A 17,786-nucleotide genomic window follows, 5' to 3' on the forward strand; every position below is an offset into this window, starting at 1 on the left:
AGCAAGCCCGCTCCCACTTGGATTTGCGTTAGTTGAGGATTTACTGTGCGCTCATTGTTCTGGCGTATTCTGGCCAGCTTCTGGCTGGCCATCGCTCTGGTTGCAGGGCTCTCCCTATTGCTGGGGCACATGCTCAACCAGGACGCGTGGATTCTCAGCCGCCACCCGGGCCTCAACACCCTGGCCGAAGAGTGGACGCAAACTTACGAAGCCCAGGGCGAAGACGCTGCACAGGCCATCCTGGAACAACGCAAACGCCAGTATCACATCGACGTTCAGGTACTCAACGAGAGCGGCGACCCTGTGGTGCGCGGCACTTTCCCACGTCGGGCCGCAGCGTTTGAAGCTCGGCAGAACGATGATGATCGCCGCCTGCCGTGGCGTCGCCTGACCGCGGAGTACACCAGCGAAAAAACCGGCAACACTTACCTGCTGATCTACCGCATCCCGCATCCGGAACTGGACTCATGGCACCGCGAAAGCCTGCTCTGGCCGTTGAGTGCGCTGGGTATTGCGCTGGTGGTACTGACCTTGTTCAGCCTGTTGGTGACGCTCTCGATCACCCGCCCGCTCAACCGTTTGCGCGGCGCGGTGCATGATCTGGGGCAAACCACCTATCAGCAGAACAGCCTGGTCAAACTGGCCAACCGACGCGATGAGTTTGGTGTGCTGGCCAACGACTTCAACCGCATGGGTGCGCGCCTGCAAAGCCTGATCGGCAGCCAGCGGCAACTGCTGCGTGACGTGTCCCACGAACTGCGTTCGCCCCTGGCCCGATTACGTATTGCCTTGGCCCTGGCTGAACGCGCCAACCCTGAAGAGCGGGAAAAACTCTGGCCACGCCTGACCCGCGAATGCGACCGGTTGGAAGCCTTGATCAGCGAAATCCTGGTGTTGGCTCGGGTCGATGCGGATAACGCCAGCGCCGAAGATGTGGATCTCAACGTCTTGCTTCATACCCTGCAAAAGGATGCGCAACTGGGCTTCCCGGAACAGACCGTGCGCTTGGACGCCGAGTCGCAGCTAAGCCTCAAAGGCTGGCCAACCATGATCGAACGCGCCGTGGACAACCTGCTGCGCAATGCCCAGCGCTTTAACCCGGTGGGCCAACCGATTGAAATGCAGGCCTCGCGTCAGGGCGAGCGGATGGTGGTCAGCGTGCGTGACCACGGCCCGGGGGTCGAGGCCGCGCACTTGAACCTGTTGGGCGAACCGTTCTACCGAGCGCCGGGTCAGACAACGGCCGGACATGGCCTGGGGCTGGCCATTGCCCGACGTGCGGCGGAACGACATGGCGGGAGCCTGGTGTTGGCCAATCACCCGGAGGGCGGGTTTATTGCCAGCCTGGAATTGCCGTTGGTGCCGGGGGCTTTGGTCCAACCTTAATCCCCTGTGGGAGTGAGCTTGCTCGCGATGACTCAGGCACATTCAACATCGCAGTGCCTGACCTACCGCTTTCGCGAGCAAGCCCGCTCCCACATTAGATCAGTGTCTTCAGGCCTTGTCGGGCCAGGCGCTGACAAATTCAGCGAGGTCAACTTTCTCGGCAACCCGCGGCTCTTTCTGCGGTGTCCCGAGGTAGAGGAACGCAATCACTTCTTCACCCTCCGCCAGTCCCAGGCCTTTGGCGACATGCGCCGAATACGCCAGTTCACCAGTGCGCCACACCGCGCCAATGCCTTGGGCATAAGCCGCCAACAAAATCCCGTGAGCCGCACACCCGGCCGCCAGTAGTTGCTCGGACTTCGGATACTTGACGTGATCCTGCACCCGCGCAATCACCACGACCACCAGCGGTGCCCGCAGCGGACCGTTGCGCGCCTTGTCCAGCGCCGCCTCAGCCGCATCGCTGTCCTGCAGCTTCGCCGCTTCGGCGAGCAACTCGCCCATTTGCTCGCGAGCCGCACCTTCGACTGTCAGGAAGCGCCAAGGCTGCAAATGGCCGTGGTCCGGCGCGCGCATCGCGGCAGCGAACAGCACTTCCCGTTGCTCGGCAGTCGGCGCTGGGTCCAGCAGTCGTGGAACGGAAACACGGTTGAGCAAAGCGTCGAGAGCCTGCATCGGCCACCTCCTGTAAAAAATGTTTGGCTATTCTAGCCAGAAGCGCTCCGGGCTGCCGGTTTACATGGCAGACCTCGCAGGTAGAATGGCGCCCTCCTCACTTTCAGCCCGAGCAGACTTCATGGCGTTGCCGACCTTACGGATCATTGGTTTCATCATCGGCATCTTCCTGATTACCCTGGCCATCGCCATGGTCGTACCCATGGCCACCCTGGTGATTTTCGACCGCACCAGCGATCTGCCATCGTTCCTCTGGGCCAGCATGATCACCTTCGTCGCCGGCCTGGCCCTGGTCATTCCCGGTCGCCCCGAACACATACACCTGCGCCCCCGTGACATGTACCTGCTGACCGTCAGCAGTTGGCTGGTGGTGTGCATTTTCGCCGCGCTGCCGTTCCTGCTGACCCAGCACATCAGTTACACCGACTCGTTCTTCGAAAGCATGTCGGGCATCACCGCCACTGGCTCCACGGTGCTTAGCGGCCTGGACACCATGTCCCCCGGCATCCTGATATGGCGCTCATTGCTGCACTGGCTCGGCGGTATCGGCTTTATCGGCATGGCGGTAGCGATTTTGCCCTTGCTGCGCATCGGCGGAATGCGGCTGTTCCAGACCGAGTCCTCGGACCGTTCCGAAAAAGTCATGCCCCGCTCACACATGGTGGCGCGCTTGATCGTGGCGGCCTACGTCGGCATCACCATTGTCGGCAGCCTGGCGTTCTGGTGGGCCGGGATGAACCTGTTCGATGCGATCAACCACGCCATGTCGGCGATTTCCACCGGCGGTTTCTCTACCTCCGACGAGTCCCTGGCCCATTGGAAACAACCGGCGGTGCACTGGGTGGCGGTGGTGGTCATGATTCTCGGCAGCCTGCCGTTCACCCTGTACGTGGCGACGTTGCGCGGCAATCGTAAAGCCTTGATCCGGGATCAACAGGTTCAAGGCTTGCTCGGCATGTTGCTGGTGACCTGGCTGGTGCTCGGCACTTGGTACTGGTGGACCACCGACCTGCAATGGTTCGACGCATTGCGCCACGTGGCCGTGAACGTGACTTCGGTGGTCACCACCACGGGTTTTGCGCTGGGGGACTACAGCATCTGGGGAAATTTCTCGCTGATGCTGTTCTTTTATCTGGGCTTTGTCGGCGGGTGTTCAGGCTCGACGGCGGGCGGGATCAAGATATTTCGCTTCCAGGTCGCCTACATCCTGCTCAAGGCCAACCTGAATCAATTGATTCACCCGCGCGCGGTGATCAAGCAAAAGTACAACGGTCACCGGCTCGACGAAGAAATCGTAAGGTCGATCCTGACATTTTCGTTCTTCTTTGCCATCACCATCTGCGTGATCGCGCTGATGCTGTCGCTGTTGGGGCTGGACTGGATGACCGCGCTGACCGGCGCGGCAAGTACTGTTTCCGGCGTCGGCCCGGGGCTGGGCGAGACCATTGGCCCGGCGGGCAACTTCGCGACCCTGCCGGATGCCGCCAAGTGGATTCTGTCGTTAGGCATGCTGCTGGGCCGGCTGGAGATCATTACGGTGTTTGTTCTGTGCATTCCGGCGTTTTGGCGTCACTGACCTGGTTGGGCGCGTCCAGCAAACGCGCCCGATACTCACCGGGGGTGGCATCGAACCAGCGGCGGAAGGCCCGGAAAAAGTTGCTTGGGTCGGCAAATCCCAACAGGTAGGCAATTTCCAGTAGCGTCATGCTCGGCTGCGCCAGGTATTGCTCGGCCAGTTCCCGTCGAGTGTCGTCCAGCAATGTCTGAAAACTCGTGCCTTCTTCCTGCAAGCGACGCTGCAAGGTGCGCTGCGACAGGTGCAGGGTCTGCGCCACCGTATCGCGTTTGGGTTCGCCCTGGGGCAGCAAACGGCAGAGTACCTGCCGGGCCTTGTGGGTCACGCGGCTTTCGGAAAATCGCGCCAGGTACTCGCCGGCAAACCGGTCATGCAGCAGCGCCATGGCCTCGTTGGCGGTGGGCAGCGGCGCCTCCATGTCGGCGCGCTCGAAGATCAGCGCATCGTAAGGTGCGTTGAACACCAACGGGGCGTGGAAGGCTTGTTTATAGGGTTCGAGGTCGGCGGGCTCATCTCCCTGCACCAACACCTTGCGCGGTTGCAGGGTGCGCCCGGTCAGCCAACCGCACAGGCCCAGCGCGCAGGCCAGTGACGCTTCGGCGCTTTGCCGGGTCGGCGGCAGGTGGTCGCCATGGACCGTCAGAATCAGTGCGTATCCCTCGTCGAGCAAGCGGAAACTCAGGTCGGCGCTTTCAGCAATGATCCGCTGATAACGCACCAGGCGTTGAAAGCCCTCGGCCAGGGTCTGACTGGACATCAACGCGTAACCCGCCACATGAAAGGACGCCGGTCGCACCACTTTGCCCATGTTCAGGCCGATCGCCGGGTTGCCGGACAGCTCGACCGCGCGCTGCCACAGCCGCGTCATGGAGTCTTGCGGGAAGCGCGCATCCGGATCATCCAGCGAGGCGTAATCAAGCCCCAGTTGCTTGAACAGAACCCGGCAATCCAGGCCGTCCATCTCCAGTGCTTTGACAATCCCCATCGCCCAACTTGCAGAAGTCGTTCGTTCGCTCATGGCGTTTACTTACTTTATGAGCCGTCTGACGCGGCTAATTTGCGAAGGATACTAAAGTGGCGCCTATTGTCACTGGCTGATGCCATTGATCACTCTAGACTCAAATAGGCTACCCGCAGAACAACTTGCCGTCAGAACAATAACCACAGAGATCGCAGTCGTGGAAAACATAAAGCGTTTCAACAGCTTCGCTGAGTTTTACCCGTATTACCTGAGCGAACACAGCAACAGTACTTGCCGACGATTGCACTTTGTCGGCACCTCCCTGGTTATTTTCATTTTGGCGCTGACCATCGGCAAAGGCGCGTGGCCGCTGCTCATTGCCCTGCCGCTGGCCGGTTACAGCTTCGCCTGGGTCGGGCATTTCTTCTTCGAGAAGAATCGTCCTGCAACCTTCCAGCATCCGCTTTACAGCCTGCTCGGCGATTTCGTCATGTACCGCGACATGATCCTGGGCCGCGTGCCGTTCTAGGCTTCACGGGCCAGCAATGCGTCCCGCGCAGCCAGTGCGCCAGTGGATCCAAGTCCTACACTCGATACATCACTCGTCAAAAACAAGAAGATCGCCGATGAACGCCAACGCCCGCTTTACCCACATGAAGGACGGCACGCAGGAAGACTGGGCAATCATCGCCGCAGACTTCAGTGCCTATGCGCGGCAATTGCCAACACGGATTGTGGCGCATCTGAAACTGCTGGAGGGTGACTTTGGCGGCTTCCCGGTGGATCGCCTGACCCATTCCCTGCAAACCGCCACCCGCGCCTTTCGCGATGGCCGCGACGAAGAATACGTAATCTGCGCCCTGCTCCACGACATCGGCGACACCCTGGGTTCCTACAATCACCCGGACATTGCGGCGGCAATTCTCAGGCCGTTCGTCAGCGCCGAAAATTTGTGGATGGTGGAGAAGCACGGGATTTTCCAGGGGTACTACTTCTTCCATCACCTGGGCATGGATCGGCATCTGCGCGAGCAATTCAGCGGGCATCCGCAGTACCAGGCGACCATCGAGTTCTGCGCCAAATACGATGCCGCGGCGTTTGATCCGGGGTACGAGAATTTACCGCTGAGCTTCTTCGAACCGATGATGGAGCGGTTGTTTGCGCATCCGAAGAACTCGATTTACAAGGCTGCGATGGAAGAACGCGCGCCGGCCTAAGATCAATGGTGATTGTGATGTCCCCTTCGCGGGCAAGCCTCGCTCCTACAGGTTATGGGGTGAGCACGTGATCGTGTACCACCACAAACCTGTAGGAGCGAGGCTTGCCCGCGAAGGCGCCAGACCTGCTTACGCTGGTTCCGCGACCTTCACCGCCTTCAACTCCGCCTCCCGCGCCTGGGCATCCGCCAGCCGATACAACTCGATCGACCCGTCCCAATGCTCGATCAACGCCGTACACGACTCCACCCAATCCCCGCAATTGAGGTAATCCACCCCGCCGACCTTGCGGATCTCGGCATGGTGAATGTGCCCGCACACCACGCCATGCAACTCGCGTTTGACGCATTCGTGGGCGATGGCTTCTTCGAAGTCGCTGATGAAGCTGACCGCGGTTTTCACCTTGTGCTTGAGGTACGCCGACAGCGACCAGTAGCCATAGCCATAACGGGCGCGCCAGTGATTGAGCCAGCGGTTGAGGGTCAGGGTGAATTCGTAGGCCGAGTCGCCGAGAAAGGCCAGCCAACGGTGGTAGCGAGTAATGACGTCAAACTGATCGCCGTGGATCACCAGCAAGTGACGGCCATCGGCGGTCACGTGCACCGCCTCGTCCACTAACTGGATATTGCCCAGGATCAGTTTCGAATAGCGCCGCAAGAATTCGTCATGGTTGCCAGTGACGTAGATCACCTCGGTGCCGCGCTTGCTCATGGTCAGCAGACGGCGAATCACGTTGGTGTGGGCCTGGGGCCAATACATGCCGCCACGCAGTTTCCACCCGTCGATGATGTCGCCCACCAGGTAAATCTTGTCGGCGTGGTAGCCCTTGAGAAACTGCGACAGGTGCTCGGCCTGGCAATCCCTTGTGCCCAAATGCACATCGGAAATCCATAAGGTGCGCACACGTTGTTTACGGCTGGGTTTGGCGAGCTCGGCGCTGGTCATGGACAACCCTCTGCGATGTTTTTACAAGTTTGCGCCGGCCGGGTTAATTGCCCATGACAGTGACGAGTCAATCCTGTGACAGCGTCCGGCCGGTGTAGACTGGTCGCATCTTGCCAGGAGACCTGCGATGAGACCGATCCTCACGCTGCGCCAATACACCGAAGACCTGATCATCCACAGCCATGCCCACGCGCAACTGGTGTTCGGGCTGTCGGGTGCACTGGATTTCGAGGTCGACGGACGTGGCAGTCAGGTGGTGCAGCAAAGTTTCGTGGTGGTGCCGGCCGGCATGCATCACGCCTGCGGCAGCCCAAACGGCAGTCGTTGCCTGGTACTGGATGTGCCCGGCGATCAATGGATTGCCCAGTCGCTGGGGGAGCACGCCGACGCCAGCCGCCGCTTGCTCGACAACGCCGGACGACTGCCACTGGATGCCGGGCAAAGCCAATTGGTCAGTTGGCTGGCGGGCAGCCCGGTGAGCGATCCGCTGATCGCCCAGCAAGGCGCGGTGCTGTTGCTGGCCAGCCTCAACAACGTCAAACCGGACGTCATCGGTGGACGGCGCCTGCCTTATGCGGCGCTGAATGCGCATATCGATCAATACGCGGCTTATCCGCTGCAGGTGGCCGATCTGGCGCGCGTCGCCGGTTTATCGAGCGCCCGCTTACATGCGCGATTCGTGGCGGAATGCGGGCAAACGCCGATGGACTACATTCGTAGCCGGCGATTGCATATTGCTGTGGGCTTGTTGCGCGATTCGCCGTTGCCGATTGGCGAGATTGCCAGCCGGGTCGGTTACAGTTCCCAAAGTGCGTTTGCGGCGGCGGTATTGCGTGAGTTTGGTGCTTCGCCGGGGAAATTGCGCCGCGAGAGAAATGCCGGTAAGTGACAAGTTAGAACAAGCGATGAATAACCTGTGGCGAGGGAGCTTGCTCCCGTCGGACTGCTCAGCAGTCCTTTCTTTAGGGCCGCTTCGCAGCCCAGCGGGAGCAAGCTCCCTCGCCACAGGTTCAATGTCAGGCTTGGCCGACAGGTGCCTTGGCCAGGAATTACTCGGGTGTGAGGCTGGCGACAAAAGACGATAGTTTGCCGACAGACATAACTGGCGTTAACACGGTTCACTGTAGGAGCTGCCGAAGGCTGCGATCTTTTGATCTTTAGCGACTCCAGAGCCGCCATAAATCAAGATCAAAAGATCGCAGCCTTCGGCAGCTCCTACAGGGGACCTGTCGTCTGCCTGGCTTTTACGTTTATCAAGGAATGCAATGACTCCCCGTACCGCCCTCGGCGCCCTGCATATCGGCGCATTGATGTTTGGCCTGACCGGTGTGTTCGGCAAACTCGCGGCCGCCTCCCCCGCCGTCATCGTTTTCGGTCGCGCGGCGTTCGCGGTGCTGGCGCTGGCGTTTTTTGCGCGGTTCGCCAGCAGCACCCGCTGGCAAAAACTCGAAGCCGTGGACTGGCGTCGTCTACTGCTCAGCGGCTTGCTGCTGGCCGGGCACTGGGTCAGCTTTTTCATTGCGGTAAAAGTCGCGGGCGTGGCGATTGCGACCCTGGGGTTTGCCAGTTTCCCGGCGTTTACCGTGATCCTCGAAGGACTGATCTTCCGCGAGCGAATTCGCGCCAATGAAATCCTGCTGGTAGTGCTGGTCAGCGTCGGTCTGGTGCTGGTCACGCCGGACTTCGACCTCGCCAGCGGCGCCACTATCGGCCTGCTCTGGGCGGTGGGTTCGGGCCTGCTGTTCGCCCTGCTGTCGCTGACCAATCGCGCCAGCTCCGGGCGCATCCCGGCGGTGCAGGCCGCGTTGTGCCAGAACGTGGTCGTCGCGTTGTGCCTGCTGCCGGTGGCGGCACCGCAATTGAGCGAAGTGCGCACCCTCGACTGGTTGTGGATCGGCCTGCTCGGGGTCTTCTGCACCGGGGTGGCCCACAGCCTGTTCGTCGCCAGCCTGGCGGTGATCAAGGCGCGGACCGCCGCGGTGGTGTTCGCCTTGGAGCCGGTCTATGGCATCACCGTGGCCTGGCTGCTGTTCGATGAAAACCCGACCCTGCGCATGTTGATCGGCGGGGCGTTGATCATCGTCGCGATCGTGGTGTCGAGCCGACTGTCAGGCAGCTCCAGCAAAAAAACCGTGGCCGCCGAAGCCGCCTCTCACTGAGTGCGATCGTTGTGCCCGAGGTCGCGGTCCGGGTCGATCTGATCCCGGACCCGCTGCTTGAGCACCTTGGCTTCGGGGAAACCACCGTCAGCCTTGCGCTCCCAGATCTGCACCTCGTTACAAAAAATATGAAACACGCCGCCAGTGCCCGGCACCAGGGAGACTTTGCCCAACTCATCGCCGAAGGTACTGAGCAGCTCCTGGGCCAACCAGGCGGCGCGCAACAGCCACTGGCATTGCGTGCAATAGGTGATGACGATTTCCGGTTTTTGTACGGTCATGTTCGTTGAAACTCCTGAGCCAGAGGGGCGCCGCTATAATAGCCGCCTTTATCGCTCGCCCCGAGATCCACGATGCGCCGTTTGCTGTGTTGCCTGTTGCTTTGCCTCTTCCCTTTGATCGCCCAAGCCGCCGATGCTCCCCGACCGAAAATCGGTCTGGTGCTGTCCGGCGGTGCTGCCCGTGGCCTGGCGCACATCGGTGTGCTCAAGGCTCTCGAAGAGCAAGGCATCAAGATCGATGCGATTGCCGGCACCAGCATGGGCGCGGTGGTCGGTGGGCTGTACGCTTCGGGTTACAAAATCGATGAGTTGGAAAAGCTCGCCTTGAACATCGACTGGCAACAAGCCCTGTCCGATGCCCCGCCGCGGGAAGACGTGCCATTCCGGCGCAAGCAGGATGACCGGGACTTCCTGGTCAAACAGAAACTGAGCTTTCGCGATGACGGCAGCCTTGGACTGCCGCTGGGAGTGATTCAGGGCCAGAACCTGGCGCTGCTGCTGGAAAGCCTGCTGGCCCACGCCAGTGACACACGTGATTTCGACAAGCTGCCGATTCCGTTTCGGGCCGTGGCAACGGACATCGCCAGCGGCGAAAAAGTGGTATTCCGCAAAGGTCATTTGCCCCAGGTGATTCGCGCCAGCATGTCGATCCCGGCCGTGTTCGCGCCCGTCGAACTGGACGGCCGCCTGCTGGTGGATGGCGGCATGACCGATAACATCCCGCTCGACGTCGCGCGGGAGATGGGTGTCGACATCGCCATCGTGGTCGACATCGGCACCCCGCTGCGCAACCGCAAACAACTGACCACCGTGGTCGATGTGCTGAACCAATCGATCACCCTGATGACCCGGCGCAACTCCGAAGAACAACTCGCCGCCCTGCACAAGGACGACGTGTTGATCCAGCCGTCGCTGGCGAGTTTCGGCGTGACCGACTTCGGCCGTGCCCAGGAAATGATCGACGCCGGTTACCGCGCGACCAAGATCCTCGAAGCGCGCCTGGCACGACTCAAACCGGTGCAACCACTGGACGCCGACCTGACCGCCGCCCGCACACCGAGCCAGCGCACGCCAATCATTACCGCGATCAAAGTGGAAAACGACTCGAAAGTCGGCGACGACGTGATCCGTTACTACATCCGGCAAAACGTCGGCGAACCGCTGGACATCGGCCGCCTGCAAACCGATATGGGCACCCTGTACGGCCTCGATTACTTCGAACAGGTGCAATACCGCGTGGTGCACAAGGGCCAGAATCACACGCTGGTGATCACCGCCCGAGGCAAACGCAGCGGCACCGATTACCTGCGGGTCGGTTTGAACCTGTCGGACGACATGCGTGGCGACAGCGCTTTCAACCTCGGCGCCAGTTACCGGGTCAACGGCATCAACCGCCTCGGCGCCGAATGGCTGACCCGGGCGCAAATCGGCGACAAACAGGAGCTCTACAGCGAGTTCTATCAACCGCTGGACGTCGGTTCACGCTACTTCATCGCGCCCTACGCCGCGTTTGAAGCGCAGAACGTCGAGTCGATCCTGGACAACGACCCGATTGCCCAGTACCGCGTCGAACGCTACGGGTTTGGCTTGAACGTCGGTCGACAGATCGGCAACAGCGGCGAGATCCGCTTCGGCGTCGGCGAGGCCTGGGGCAAGGCTGACGTACGCATTGGCGACCAGAATCTGCCGAGCGAAAGCTTTAACGAGGGGTTCTATCAGCTCAAGTATTCATTCGATTCGTTCGACAACGTCTACTTCCCCCATGAAGGCAAAGACATTGGCCTGACATTCCGTCAGTTCGAACCGGGACTGGGCTCAGACAAGCGTTACCGGCAATGGGAGTTCAAACTGGACAAGGCCATGAGCAGCGGCCCGGACACGTTTATTCTCGGCGGGCGCTACGGCCGAACCCTGGACAATGCCAACGTGGTCACTTCGAGCTTCCTGCTGGGCGGTGCGCGGCAGTTGTCGGGCTTTCGCGAGGATGCGGTTTCCGGGCAGAACATCAGCCTGATGCGCGGGGTTTACTACCGGCGCCTGACGCCACGTTCCTACCTGCCACTGGATTTCCCGCTGTACATCGGCGGCTCGCTGGAGCGCGGCCGGGCGTGGAACAACGACAATGAGTTCGACAGCGGCTACATCAACGCCGCCAGTGTGTTCATCGGTTTCGACACACCGCTGGGGCCACTGAACTTCAGCTATGGCTTCAACGATGCGGATGAGCAGGCGGTGTATTTGAATCTGGGGCAGACGTTCTAACGCAAAAGATCGCAGCCTTCGGCAGCTCCTACAGGGATATGCGTACACCTGTAGCTGCCGAAGGCTGCGATCTTTTGCTCTTCAGCGGATACCGGCCAACAAACTGCGGGCCGTCTGTTTGAGTGGCTCGTCGCCGTCCTTGAGCAACTGATTGAGCAACTCGATGGCGCTGTCCAGATCGCCGTCATCGATGCAGGTCTGGGCTTGTTCAAGTTTGCCGGCGTTGTCCGTCAGGGGATGCGCCAGTGGTTCAAGTTCCAGCGCCTGCCCAGGCTCGTTGAACGCGTCGAGAAAGTCGTCATCCAGCGATTGGGAACCGGTTTCGGCGTCCCATTCCTGTTCGGATTCAGGCTCGCCCAGTGCCGGCTCGTCGGGCATTTCGAAGACATGGGGCATCACGTGCAAATTTGAAGTGAACGCAGGCTCGTCCGGCACTGGCGGCTGACTCGACGGTTTAGCCGCCGACAATGGCGAGTCTTCGAAAGGACTCACCAGATCCCAATTGGAATCCATCGACAGGTCGTCCAGGTTCAACTGGAACTCATCGCCGGTTGGCGTTTCGGGGATCACTGTGGCAACAGGAGTGATGGCCGCGACCGGTACGACCTGAGCGACACTCGCCAGTTTCGGATAGCGAACGCGTATATCCACCAACTGCTGCGGGTCAAACCCGGACTCTCGCAGGCTGCTTTCCTGCGCGTCATAAGCCGCCGTATCCCCCTGCTTGCCCAGCACCTCCAACAGTTGCAACGCCAGGTCGGTGCGCGTCGGTTCCTTGGCCAACGCCTCCCGCAACAGGCCGGCCGCTTCCGAGAACCGACCGTAAGCCAGGTAAATGCCTACGCCTTCCAGCACATCGCCAGCGGGTGTTTCTTCGCGGTGAGCAGGGGCTGGCGTAACCCGGACAGGTTGTGGCCGAGCCTCTTGATCGAGCACAGGGTCTTCACGCGACGGCGTCATCGCCAACGGCTCGGTCAACGCTTGCTGGCGCTGACGACGAACAAACAGCCCCAGTATTACAAGCAGCGCCAACGCCAGTAACCCGGCAATCAGTAGCCAATGGCTCGTCTCAGGTTCTTCAACCACAACGGGCGCCGGAGCCACGGCAACCGGCGCAGCGGCAGGCGTCGGTGAAATCTCGGACATTCGGGTCTGCAAGTCGCTGATCTGCTTTTTCCCGTCGGCGATTTGCTCGTCCTGGGTCTTGAGCCTGGTATTCAACTCATCGATGTTTTTTTGCAACTGCTGGTTTTGCAGCACGCTGGCGGCCAGTTGCTCGGCAACCTCGTCGTTCACCGGCGCAGTGGCAGGTTGATCAACACTCGCAGCAGGCACCGTCGCCGGACGTTTGCCTTGGGAGGCTACCGGTGGCGCAGTGCTCGGTTCGACGGTAGGGAATCCGGATGCCGGCGCCGTGATTGCGGGTTCGTCGGTCGCCGGCACAATCCCCGGTGAGCCCGGCGGATCGATCAGTACGGTGTACTCGCGCAGCAAGCGCCCGTTGGGCTGATTAAGCTGCACCACGAAATTCAGAAAGGGTTCATTGACCGGTTTGCTGGAGGTCACCCGGATCAGCGCGCGGTTGCCCCGCAGGATCGGTGCGAATTTCAGATTATTGAGGAAGAACAGCCGCTCGACGCCGGCACGGCTGAACTCGTCGGCCGTCGCCAAGCTGACCGACAGATCGCCCTCCGTCAGACCGCCGGCATCCACCAGCGCAATATCGGCGCTGAACGGCTGGTTCAACGCCGAATGCAGGGTTATATCACCCAACCCCAGAGCCGGAGCCAATGCCGAGTAGGTGACCGCACCACCGACCAGTAGCAGCCGAGTGCAATACCGCAAAACCACGTGCCAACTCTCGAGCATGAGCATCCCTTAGATTAAGCAGAACCAACCTGTATGCGTTCGCACATCCGGTACGAACACGATATTGCCTAGTAGTTCTTTATAGTCTGCCCAACGGGGTATCTCAAAAACACGGCGTAAGGTTTTGCCTCAAGACTTTTCGAGGTTGGCCAGGATGTGACCGTGAACCCGCATGCAAACCTTCAAATCCGCTTCATCAACGCCTTCGAACAGCTCGTGGCGCAGTTGCGTGGCAATGGTTTCAATTTGTTCGATCAACGGCCGGGCCGGAGCACACAGGACGATTTTTTTTGCCCGGCGGTCTTCCAGCACCGACTGGCGCTGCACCAAACCCTGGGATTCAAGGCTGTCGAGCAGTCGGGCCAGGGTCGGTCCTTCAACGCCGACGCTTTGTGCCAGTTCCCGCTGGGTCGGTGCGTCCTCGAAGCGAGCCAGGTGCAACAGCACCAGCCAGCGCGCCTGAGACAAACCCAGCCCAGCCAGACGGCGGTCCAGTTCGGCACGCCAGCCACGGGACATTTGGGCCAGTTGCATGCCAAAGCGGTGTTGATCGGTTAACGGCATAAAAAACTCATGATTAGACTGAAATAGAGAAAAACTAATTATTAGTCAGCTAAGCATGACCTTTCACTATAGGCAAGGCTTGCTCTGTACTGAATCGTTACATCTATGAGTTCGGTCAGTTAAATCTCGAATTCAGATTGCAACGCAGCCCGTACGCAGTACAAAACCCCTTCCGGCACCCGACCGGCGAACAATGCGGCGATCTCCGCAACCGGTGGTAACTCGCCTTCGCCATCGAGGAACGCGTCCTGGATTTCGCCCATCAGCTCTTCCGGCAGGTCCAGCGCCTGCTCCAGCGACAACTGCTGCTTGCCGATCGCCTCGGCGAGCATGGTGTAGACGTTCTTTTCCGAGCATTGCAGTTGACCGGCGATCTGCAGCGGCGTCATGCCGGCCCGGGCCAGGGTGATCAGCTCGTGACGCACGTCGGCCACCACTTTCGGCGCCTCGACCTGGCCGCCAAGCACTTCGAGGAAGGCCTCGCCGTAACGCTCGAGCTTGCGCGCACCGACGCCGCTGACCGTGGCCATTTCCGCCAGCGAGGTCGGCTGGCTGCGGAGCATTTCCAGCAAGGTCGAGTCGGGGAAGATGACGTAAGGCGGTACACCGTGTTCTTCGGCGAGCTTGCGGCGCAGGGCACGCAGCGCTTCCCACTGTTCGCGCTCTTCGCCACGGACCAGTTGGCTCGCCGGGCTCTTGCTGCTTTTGGCGGTGGTTTGCGGCTTGAGATCGCGGCGCAGTTCCAGGGTCACTTCACCCTTGAGCAGCGGCCGGCACGTGTCGCTCAGGCGCAGGCCACCGTAGCCTTCAAGGTCGATGTCCGCCAGACCACGGGCAACCAGCTGTCGGAACAGGGAGCGCCATTCACTCTCCCCCAACGCCTTGCCGACGCCATACACCGACAAATGCTGATGGCCAAAGCTGCGGACTTTTTCGTTGTCCTTGCCCAGCAGCACATCCACCAGATGCCCGACGCCGTAGCGCTGGCCGGTACGGAAGATCGCCGAGAGCGCCTGACGGGCCGGCTCGGTGGCGTCCCAGGTCTGCACGCCATCGACGCAGTTGTCGCAATGGCCACACGGCTCAGGCATGTCTTCGTCGAAATAGGCCAGCAGCGTCTGGCGCCGGCAGCGGGTTTCTTCGCACAGCGAGAGCATCGCGTCGAGTTTGTGCTGCTCCAGGCGCTTGTGGCGCTCGTCACCTTCGGAGTTTTGCAGCATCTGCTTGAGCATCACCACGTCTTGCAGGCCGTAGGCCATCCAGGCGTCCGCCGGCAGGCCATCACGGCCGCCGCGACCGGTTTCCTGGTAATACGCTTCAAGGGATTTCGGCAAATCGAGGTGAGCGACAAAGCGCACGTTGGGTTTGTCGATGCCCATGCCGAACGCCACGGTGGCGACCATGATCAAGCCTTCCTCGTTGAGGAAGCGCTTTTGATGATGGGACCGCGTCTCGTTGGGCAGGCCGGCGTGGTACGGCAGCGCCGGGAAGCCTTGTTCGCTGAGGAACACTGCCACTTCGTCGACTTTCTTGCGCGACAGGCAATAAACGATGCCGGCATCGCTGCGCCGCTCGGCGAGGAACGCCAACAACTGCTTGCGCGGCTGTTCCTTGGGGACGATGCGATAAAAAATGTTCGGACGGTCGAAACTCGACAGGAAGCGCTCGGCATCCTGCAAATGCAGGCGATCGACGATTTCTTCCCGGGTGCGCTTATCGGCGGTAGCGGTCAGGGCTATACGCGGGACGTTGGGGAACAGCTCCGCCAACTGGCCCAGTTGCAGGTATTCGCGACGGAAGTCGTGGCCCCATTGGGACACACAGTGCGCTTCGTCGATGGCGAACAGGGCAATTTCAAGGCTTTGCAGGAAGGCCAGCATGCGCGGCTGCACCAGACGCTCGGGCGCGAGATACAACATTTTCACTTCGCCGCGTTTGATCCGCGCGGCCAGATCGCGCTGTTGCTCGGCGCTCAGGGTCGAGTTCAACGCAGCGGCCGCTACGCCCAGCTCTTCAAGGGTCGCAACCTGGTCGTCCATCAAGGCGATCAGCGGCGACACCACCACCGCCAGGCCTTCGCGCAGCAGCGCCGGGACCTGGAAGCACAGGGATTTGCCGCCACCGGTAGGCATCAGCACCAGGGCGTCGCCGCCATTGGCCACGCGCTCAATGATTGCACCCTGGCGGCCACGGAAACTGTCGTAGCCGAAGATGTCCTTGAGGACGCGTTGAGCCTGTTCGAGCATAAAAACTCCAAAAATCACCGAAACATCCCTGCAAGGCTGGTTCAGAACCACGCAGGCTGCACTGACAAATCGTAAGTGCGCGTTGCATGACGCTTCACATCTCAGCCGCGACGCCAGCAGGGCATCACAAAACGCGGGAGTATACCCGAGCCCTCCCCGGCAAAGGGTGCCGCTGATAAGACACACAGGGGCAAATGCAGATCCCCTGTAGGAGCTGCCGAAGGCTGCGATCTTTTGATTTTGCTTTTAAAGACAAGATCAAAAGATCGCAGCCTTCGGCAGCTCCTACAGGGAATGGTGGCGTACATGGGCTGCAAATATGCCGCGCGGCTGGCCTGAGTGCTCAAGAAGGCCTAGAATTCCCGCATCTGTTTAATTCCCCAAGGTAGCTTTTAATGTCCTTCGCTGAGCAACTAACCCGCCTGCAAGTCTTCCTCGACGCTGATGAACTGCATGACGAGGCGCTGGACTACGTGGCCGCCCACGGCTACCTCACTGCGCTGTCGATCTGTTCCGAAAGCGTTCCCGACCGTGAATGGATCGACGCACTCTTCGCTGAAGAGCCGCACTACGCCGACGACGCCGAGCGTGAAGCGATCGAATCCACCCTGCTGGCCCTCAAGGCTCACATCGCACGCCAACTGGCGTCCGACGAAGAGTTCGAGCTGCCGTGCGACCTGGACCTGGGTGAAGAGCCGGATGATTCCGACCTGCGCGGCTGGTGCATCGGTTTCATGGAAGGCGTGTTCCTGCGCGAAGCCGCCTGGTTCGAAACCGCCGAAGACGAAGTCAGCGAAATGCTGCTGCCGATCATGGTCGGTTCCGGTCTGTTCGACGAACAGCCTGAGTTCGAAGACATCGCCAAGGACGCCAACCTGATGGACGATATGATCGTGCAGATCCCGGAAGCCCTGACCGCGCTCTACTTGCTGTGCCAGGCACCCGACGAAAAACCGGCGATCCTCAAGCCACGTCACCACTAAGGTTTTGCCTATGGACCACCCCATAGGCAACCGCTCCCTGGTGTTGCGCTACGTGCTGCTGGCCATCGGCTGGCTGAGCGTAGCGTTGGGGGTGATCGGGATTTTCCTGCCGGTATTGCCCACCACGCCTTTCCTGCTGCTGGCGGCCGCCTGTTTCGCCCGCAGTTCGCCGCGTTTCTACCAATGGCTGGTCGAGCATCCGCGCCTTGGGCCGTGGATTCGCGACTACCTGGACGGCAACGGCATCCCGCTCAAGGGCAAGGTCTACGCCATCGGCTTGATGTGGGCGAGCATTCTGTTCTCCTGCTACCTGGTGCCGCTGCCTTGGGCGCGGGGGTTTATGTTGACTAGTGCGTTACTGGTGACGGTTTACATCCTCAAGCAGAAAACCCTGCAGAAGCCTTGATCTCGCCTCTATGGTGAAAGAGCTTTTGTGGCGAGGGAGCTTGCTCCCGCTGGGTTGCGAAGCGACCCCAAACCCTTCAACCCAATTCCCCCTGACACATCGAGCTGGCTGGTTTTACGACTGCTGTGCAGCCGAGCGGGAGCAAGCTCTCTCGCCACAAAAACAGTTCTGCAATGCCCCACTCGTCCGACGACCTACCCTCCTTCACCAAAAACACCGCCTAGACTTCTGTTATCTGCGCCCGCAGCCAGACATG

16 protein-coding genes are annotated in these 17,786 nt (G+C 60.5%); 9 read left to right on the forward strand and 7 right to left on the reverse strand.

The features are described from left to right. Positions 1-45 precede the first annotated feature (45 nt). A complete protein-coding gene (locus AC1MEW_RS29270; protein ID WP_201201657.1) occupies positions 46-1,386 on the forward strand; it encodes a sensor histidine kinase in 1,341 nt (446 codons plus the stop codon). Between the two features lie 108 nt (positions 1,387-1,494). Here AC1MEW_RS29270 and AC1MEW_RS29275 read toward each other — a convergent pair whose 3' ends face one another. Beyond that, entirely contained in the window at positions 1,495-2,061 is a 567-nt protein-coding gene (locus AC1MEW_RS29275) for an NAD(P)H nitroreductase (RefSeq protein ID WP_201201656.1), read from the reverse strand. Between the two features lie 121 nt (positions 2,062-2,182). Here AC1MEW_RS29275 and AC1MEW_RS29280 point away from each other — a divergent pair, with 121 nt between their 5' ends. Then, positions 2,183-3,637: a TrkH family potassium uptake protein gene (locus AC1MEW_RS29280; protein WP_201201654.1), complete on the forward strand. Its 1,455-nt coding sequence runs from the start codon at positions 2,183-2,185 to the stop codon at positions 3,635-3,637. Here AC1MEW_RS29280 and AC1MEW_RS29285 read toward each other — a convergent pair. Then, positions 3,594-4,655, reverse strand: coding sequence for an AraC family transcriptional regulator (locus tag AC1MEW_RS29285; protein WP_201201653.1), 1,062 nt, complete (start codon positions 4,653-4,655; stop codon positions 3,594-3,596). The genes AC1MEW_RS29280 and AC1MEW_RS29285 overlap by 44 nt on opposite strands. A 160-nt stretch (positions 4,656-4,815) precedes the next feature. Here AC1MEW_RS29285 and AC1MEW_RS29290 point away from each other — a divergent pair, with 160 nt between their 5' ends. Both AC1MEW_RS29290 and AC1MEW_RS29295 read left to right on the forward strand, forming a co-directional pair. Further along, positions 4,816-5,127 (forward strand): Mpo1-like protein, encoded by a 312-nt coding sequence (locus AC1MEW_RS29290; RefSeq protein WP_201201651.1) that lies wholly within the window; start codon positions 4,816-4,818, stop codon positions 5,125-5,127. A 97-nt stretch (positions 5,128-5,224) separates the two neighbouring features. Next, the gene (locus AC1MEW_RS29295; RefSeq protein WP_480424525.1) at positions 5,225-5,815 is read left to right on the forward strand and encodes an HD domain-containing protein; all 591 of its coding nucleotides are present in this window, start codon (positions 5,225-5,227) and stop codon (positions 5,813-5,815) included. Between the two features lie 129 nt (positions 5,816-5,944). On the opposite strand, the gene AC1MEW_RS29300 is transcribed toward AC1MEW_RS29295, so the two are convergent. Further along, positions 5,945-6,760 (reverse strand): UDP-2,3-diacylglucosamine diphosphatase, encoded by an 816-nt coding sequence (locus AC1MEW_RS29300; protein ID WP_201201647.1) that lies wholly within the window; start codon positions 6,758-6,760, stop codon positions 5,945-5,947. 127 nt (positions 6,761-6,887) lie between these two features. Between AC1MEW_RS29300 and AC1MEW_RS29305 the strand changes: the two genes are divergently transcribed. Further along, the gene (locus tag AC1MEW_RS29305) at positions 6,888-7,649 is read left to right on the forward strand and encodes a helix-turn-helix transcriptional regulator (RefSeq protein ID WP_201255456.1); all 762 of its coding nucleotides are present in this window, start codon (positions 6,888-6,890) and stop codon (positions 7,647-7,649) included. A gap of 376 nt (positions 7,650-8,025) precedes the next feature. Then, positions 8,026-8,919, forward strand: coding sequence for a DMT family transporter (locus AC1MEW_RS29310; RefSeq protein WP_201201645.1), 894 nt, complete (start codon positions 8,026-8,028; stop codon positions 8,917-8,919). On the opposite strand, the gene AC1MEW_RS29315 is transcribed toward AC1MEW_RS29310, so the two are convergent. Beyond that, positions 8,913-9,200 (reverse strand): Rdx family protein, encoded by a 288-nt coding sequence (locus tag AC1MEW_RS29315; protein WP_201201644.1) that lies wholly within the window; start codon positions 9,198-9,200, stop codon positions 8,913-8,915. The two genes, AC1MEW_RS29310 and AC1MEW_RS29315, sit on opposite strands and share 7 nt — an antisense overlap. Before the next feature lie 72 nt (positions 9,201-9,272). Here AC1MEW_RS29315 and AC1MEW_RS29320 point away from each other — a divergent pair, with 72 nt between their 5' ends. Then, positions 9,273-11,462 (forward strand): patatin-like phospholipase family protein, encoded by a 2,190-nt coding sequence (locus AC1MEW_RS29320; protein ID WP_480424528.1) that lies wholly within the window; start codon positions 9,273-9,275, stop codon positions 11,460-11,462. 81 nt (positions 11,463-11,543) lie between these two features. Here the strand turns inward: AC1MEW_RS29320 and AC1MEW_RS29325 are convergent, their stop codons facing one another. From AC1MEW_RS29325 to recQ, 3 genes are all read right to left on the reverse strand, one after another. Further along, the gene (locus tag AC1MEW_RS29325) at positions 11,544-13,331 is read right to left on the reverse strand and encodes a motility hub landmark protein FimV (RefSeq protein ID WP_480424529.1); all 1,788 of its coding nucleotides are present in this window, start codon (positions 13,329-13,331) and stop codon (positions 11,544-11,546) included. Between the two features lie 129 nt (positions 13,332-13,460). Continuing rightward, on the reverse strand, positions 13,461-13,895 hold the full coding sequence (locus tag AC1MEW_RS29330) for a MarR family transcriptional regulator (protein ID WP_201195114.1): 435 nt from the start codon (positions 13,893-13,895) through the stop codon (positions 13,461-13,463). Between the two features lie 119 nt (positions 13,896-14,014). Beyond that, positions 14,015-16,141: a DNA helicase RecQ gene (gene recQ, locus AC1MEW_RS29335; protein WP_323570376.1), complete on the reverse strand. Its 2,127-nt coding sequence runs from the start codon at positions 16,139-16,141 to the stop codon at positions 14,015-14,017. A 395-nt stretch (positions 16,142-16,536) separates the two neighbouring features. Between recQ and AC1MEW_RS29340 the strand changes: the two genes are divergently transcribed. Together AC1MEW_RS29340 and AC1MEW_RS29345 are read left to right on the forward strand one after the other, a co-directional pair. Next, on the forward strand, positions 16,537-17,124 hold the full coding sequence (locus tag AC1MEW_RS29340; protein WP_322270800.1) for a YecA family protein: 588 nt from the start codon (positions 16,537-16,539) through the stop codon (positions 17,122-17,124). Between the two features lie 10 nt (positions 17,125-17,134). Further along, positions 17,135-17,530: a YbaN family protein gene (locus AC1MEW_RS29345; protein ID WP_201255338.1), complete on the forward strand. Its 396-nt coding sequence runs from the start codon at positions 17,135-17,137 to the stop codon at positions 17,528-17,530. Positions 17,531-17,786 lie beyond the last annotated feature (256 nt).

This window comes from Pseudomonas sp. ASL4 (assembly GCF_056680395.1).

Bases quoted from the DNA above. Each gene is read 5' to 3' on its own strand.
- AC1MEW_RS29340 (WP_322270800.1), top strand. From the start codon at position 16,537: ATGTCCTTCGCTGAGCAACTAACCCGCCTGCAAGTCTTCCTCGACGCT.
- AC1MEW_RS29345 (WP_201255338.1), top strand. From the start codon at position 17,135: ATGGACCACCCCATAGGCAACCGCTCCCTGGTGTTGCGCTACGTGCTG.
- AC1MEW_RS29295 (WP_480424525.1), top strand. From the start codon at position 5,225: ATGAACGCCAACGCCCGCTTTACCCACATGAAGGACGGCACGCAGGAA.
- AC1MEW_RS29310 (WP_201201645.1), top strand. From the start codon at position 8,026: ATGACTCCCCGTACCGCCCTCGGCGCCCTGCATATCGGCGCATTGATG.
- AC1MEW_RS29330 (WP_201195114.1), bottom strand. From the start codon at position 13,895: ATGCCGTTAACCGATCAACACCGCTTTGGCATGCAACTGGCCCAAATG.
- AC1MEW_RS29305 (WP_201255456.1), top strand. From the start codon at position 6,888: ATGAGACCGATCCTCACGCTGCGCCAATACACCGAAGACCTGATCATC.
- AC1MEW_RS29280 (WP_201201654.1), top strand. From the start codon at position 2,183: ATGGCGTTGCCGACCTTACGGATCATTGGTTTCATCATCGGCATCTTC.
- AC1MEW_RS29325 (WP_480424529.1), bottom strand. From the start codon at position 13,331: ATGCTCGAGAGTTGGCACGTGGTTTTGCGGTATTGCACTCGGCTGCTA.
- AC1MEW_RS29300 (WP_201201647.1), bottom strand. From the start codon at position 6,760: ATGACCAGCGCCGAGCTCGCCAAACCCAGCCGTAAACAACGTGTGCGC.
- AC1MEW_RS29315 (WP_201201644.1), bottom strand. From the start codon at position 9,200: ATGACCGTACAAAAACCGGAAATCGTCATCACCTATTGCACGCAATGC.
- AC1MEW_RS29275 (WP_201201656.1), bottom strand. From the start codon at position 2,061: ATGCAGGCTCTCGACGCTTTGCTCAACCGTGTTTCCGTTCCACGACTG.
- AC1MEW_RS29285 (WP_201201653.1), bottom strand. From the start codon at position 4,655: ATGAGCGAACGAACGACTTCTGCAAGTTGGGCGATGGGGATTGTCAAA.
- AC1MEW_RS29320 (WP_480424528.1), top strand. From the start codon at position 9,273: ATGCGCCGTTTGCTGTGTTGCCTGTTGCTTTGCCTCTTCCCTTTGATC.
- recQ (WP_323570376.1), bottom strand. From the start codon at position 16,141: ATGCTCGAACAGGCTCAACGCGTCCTCAAGGACATCTTCGGCTACGAC.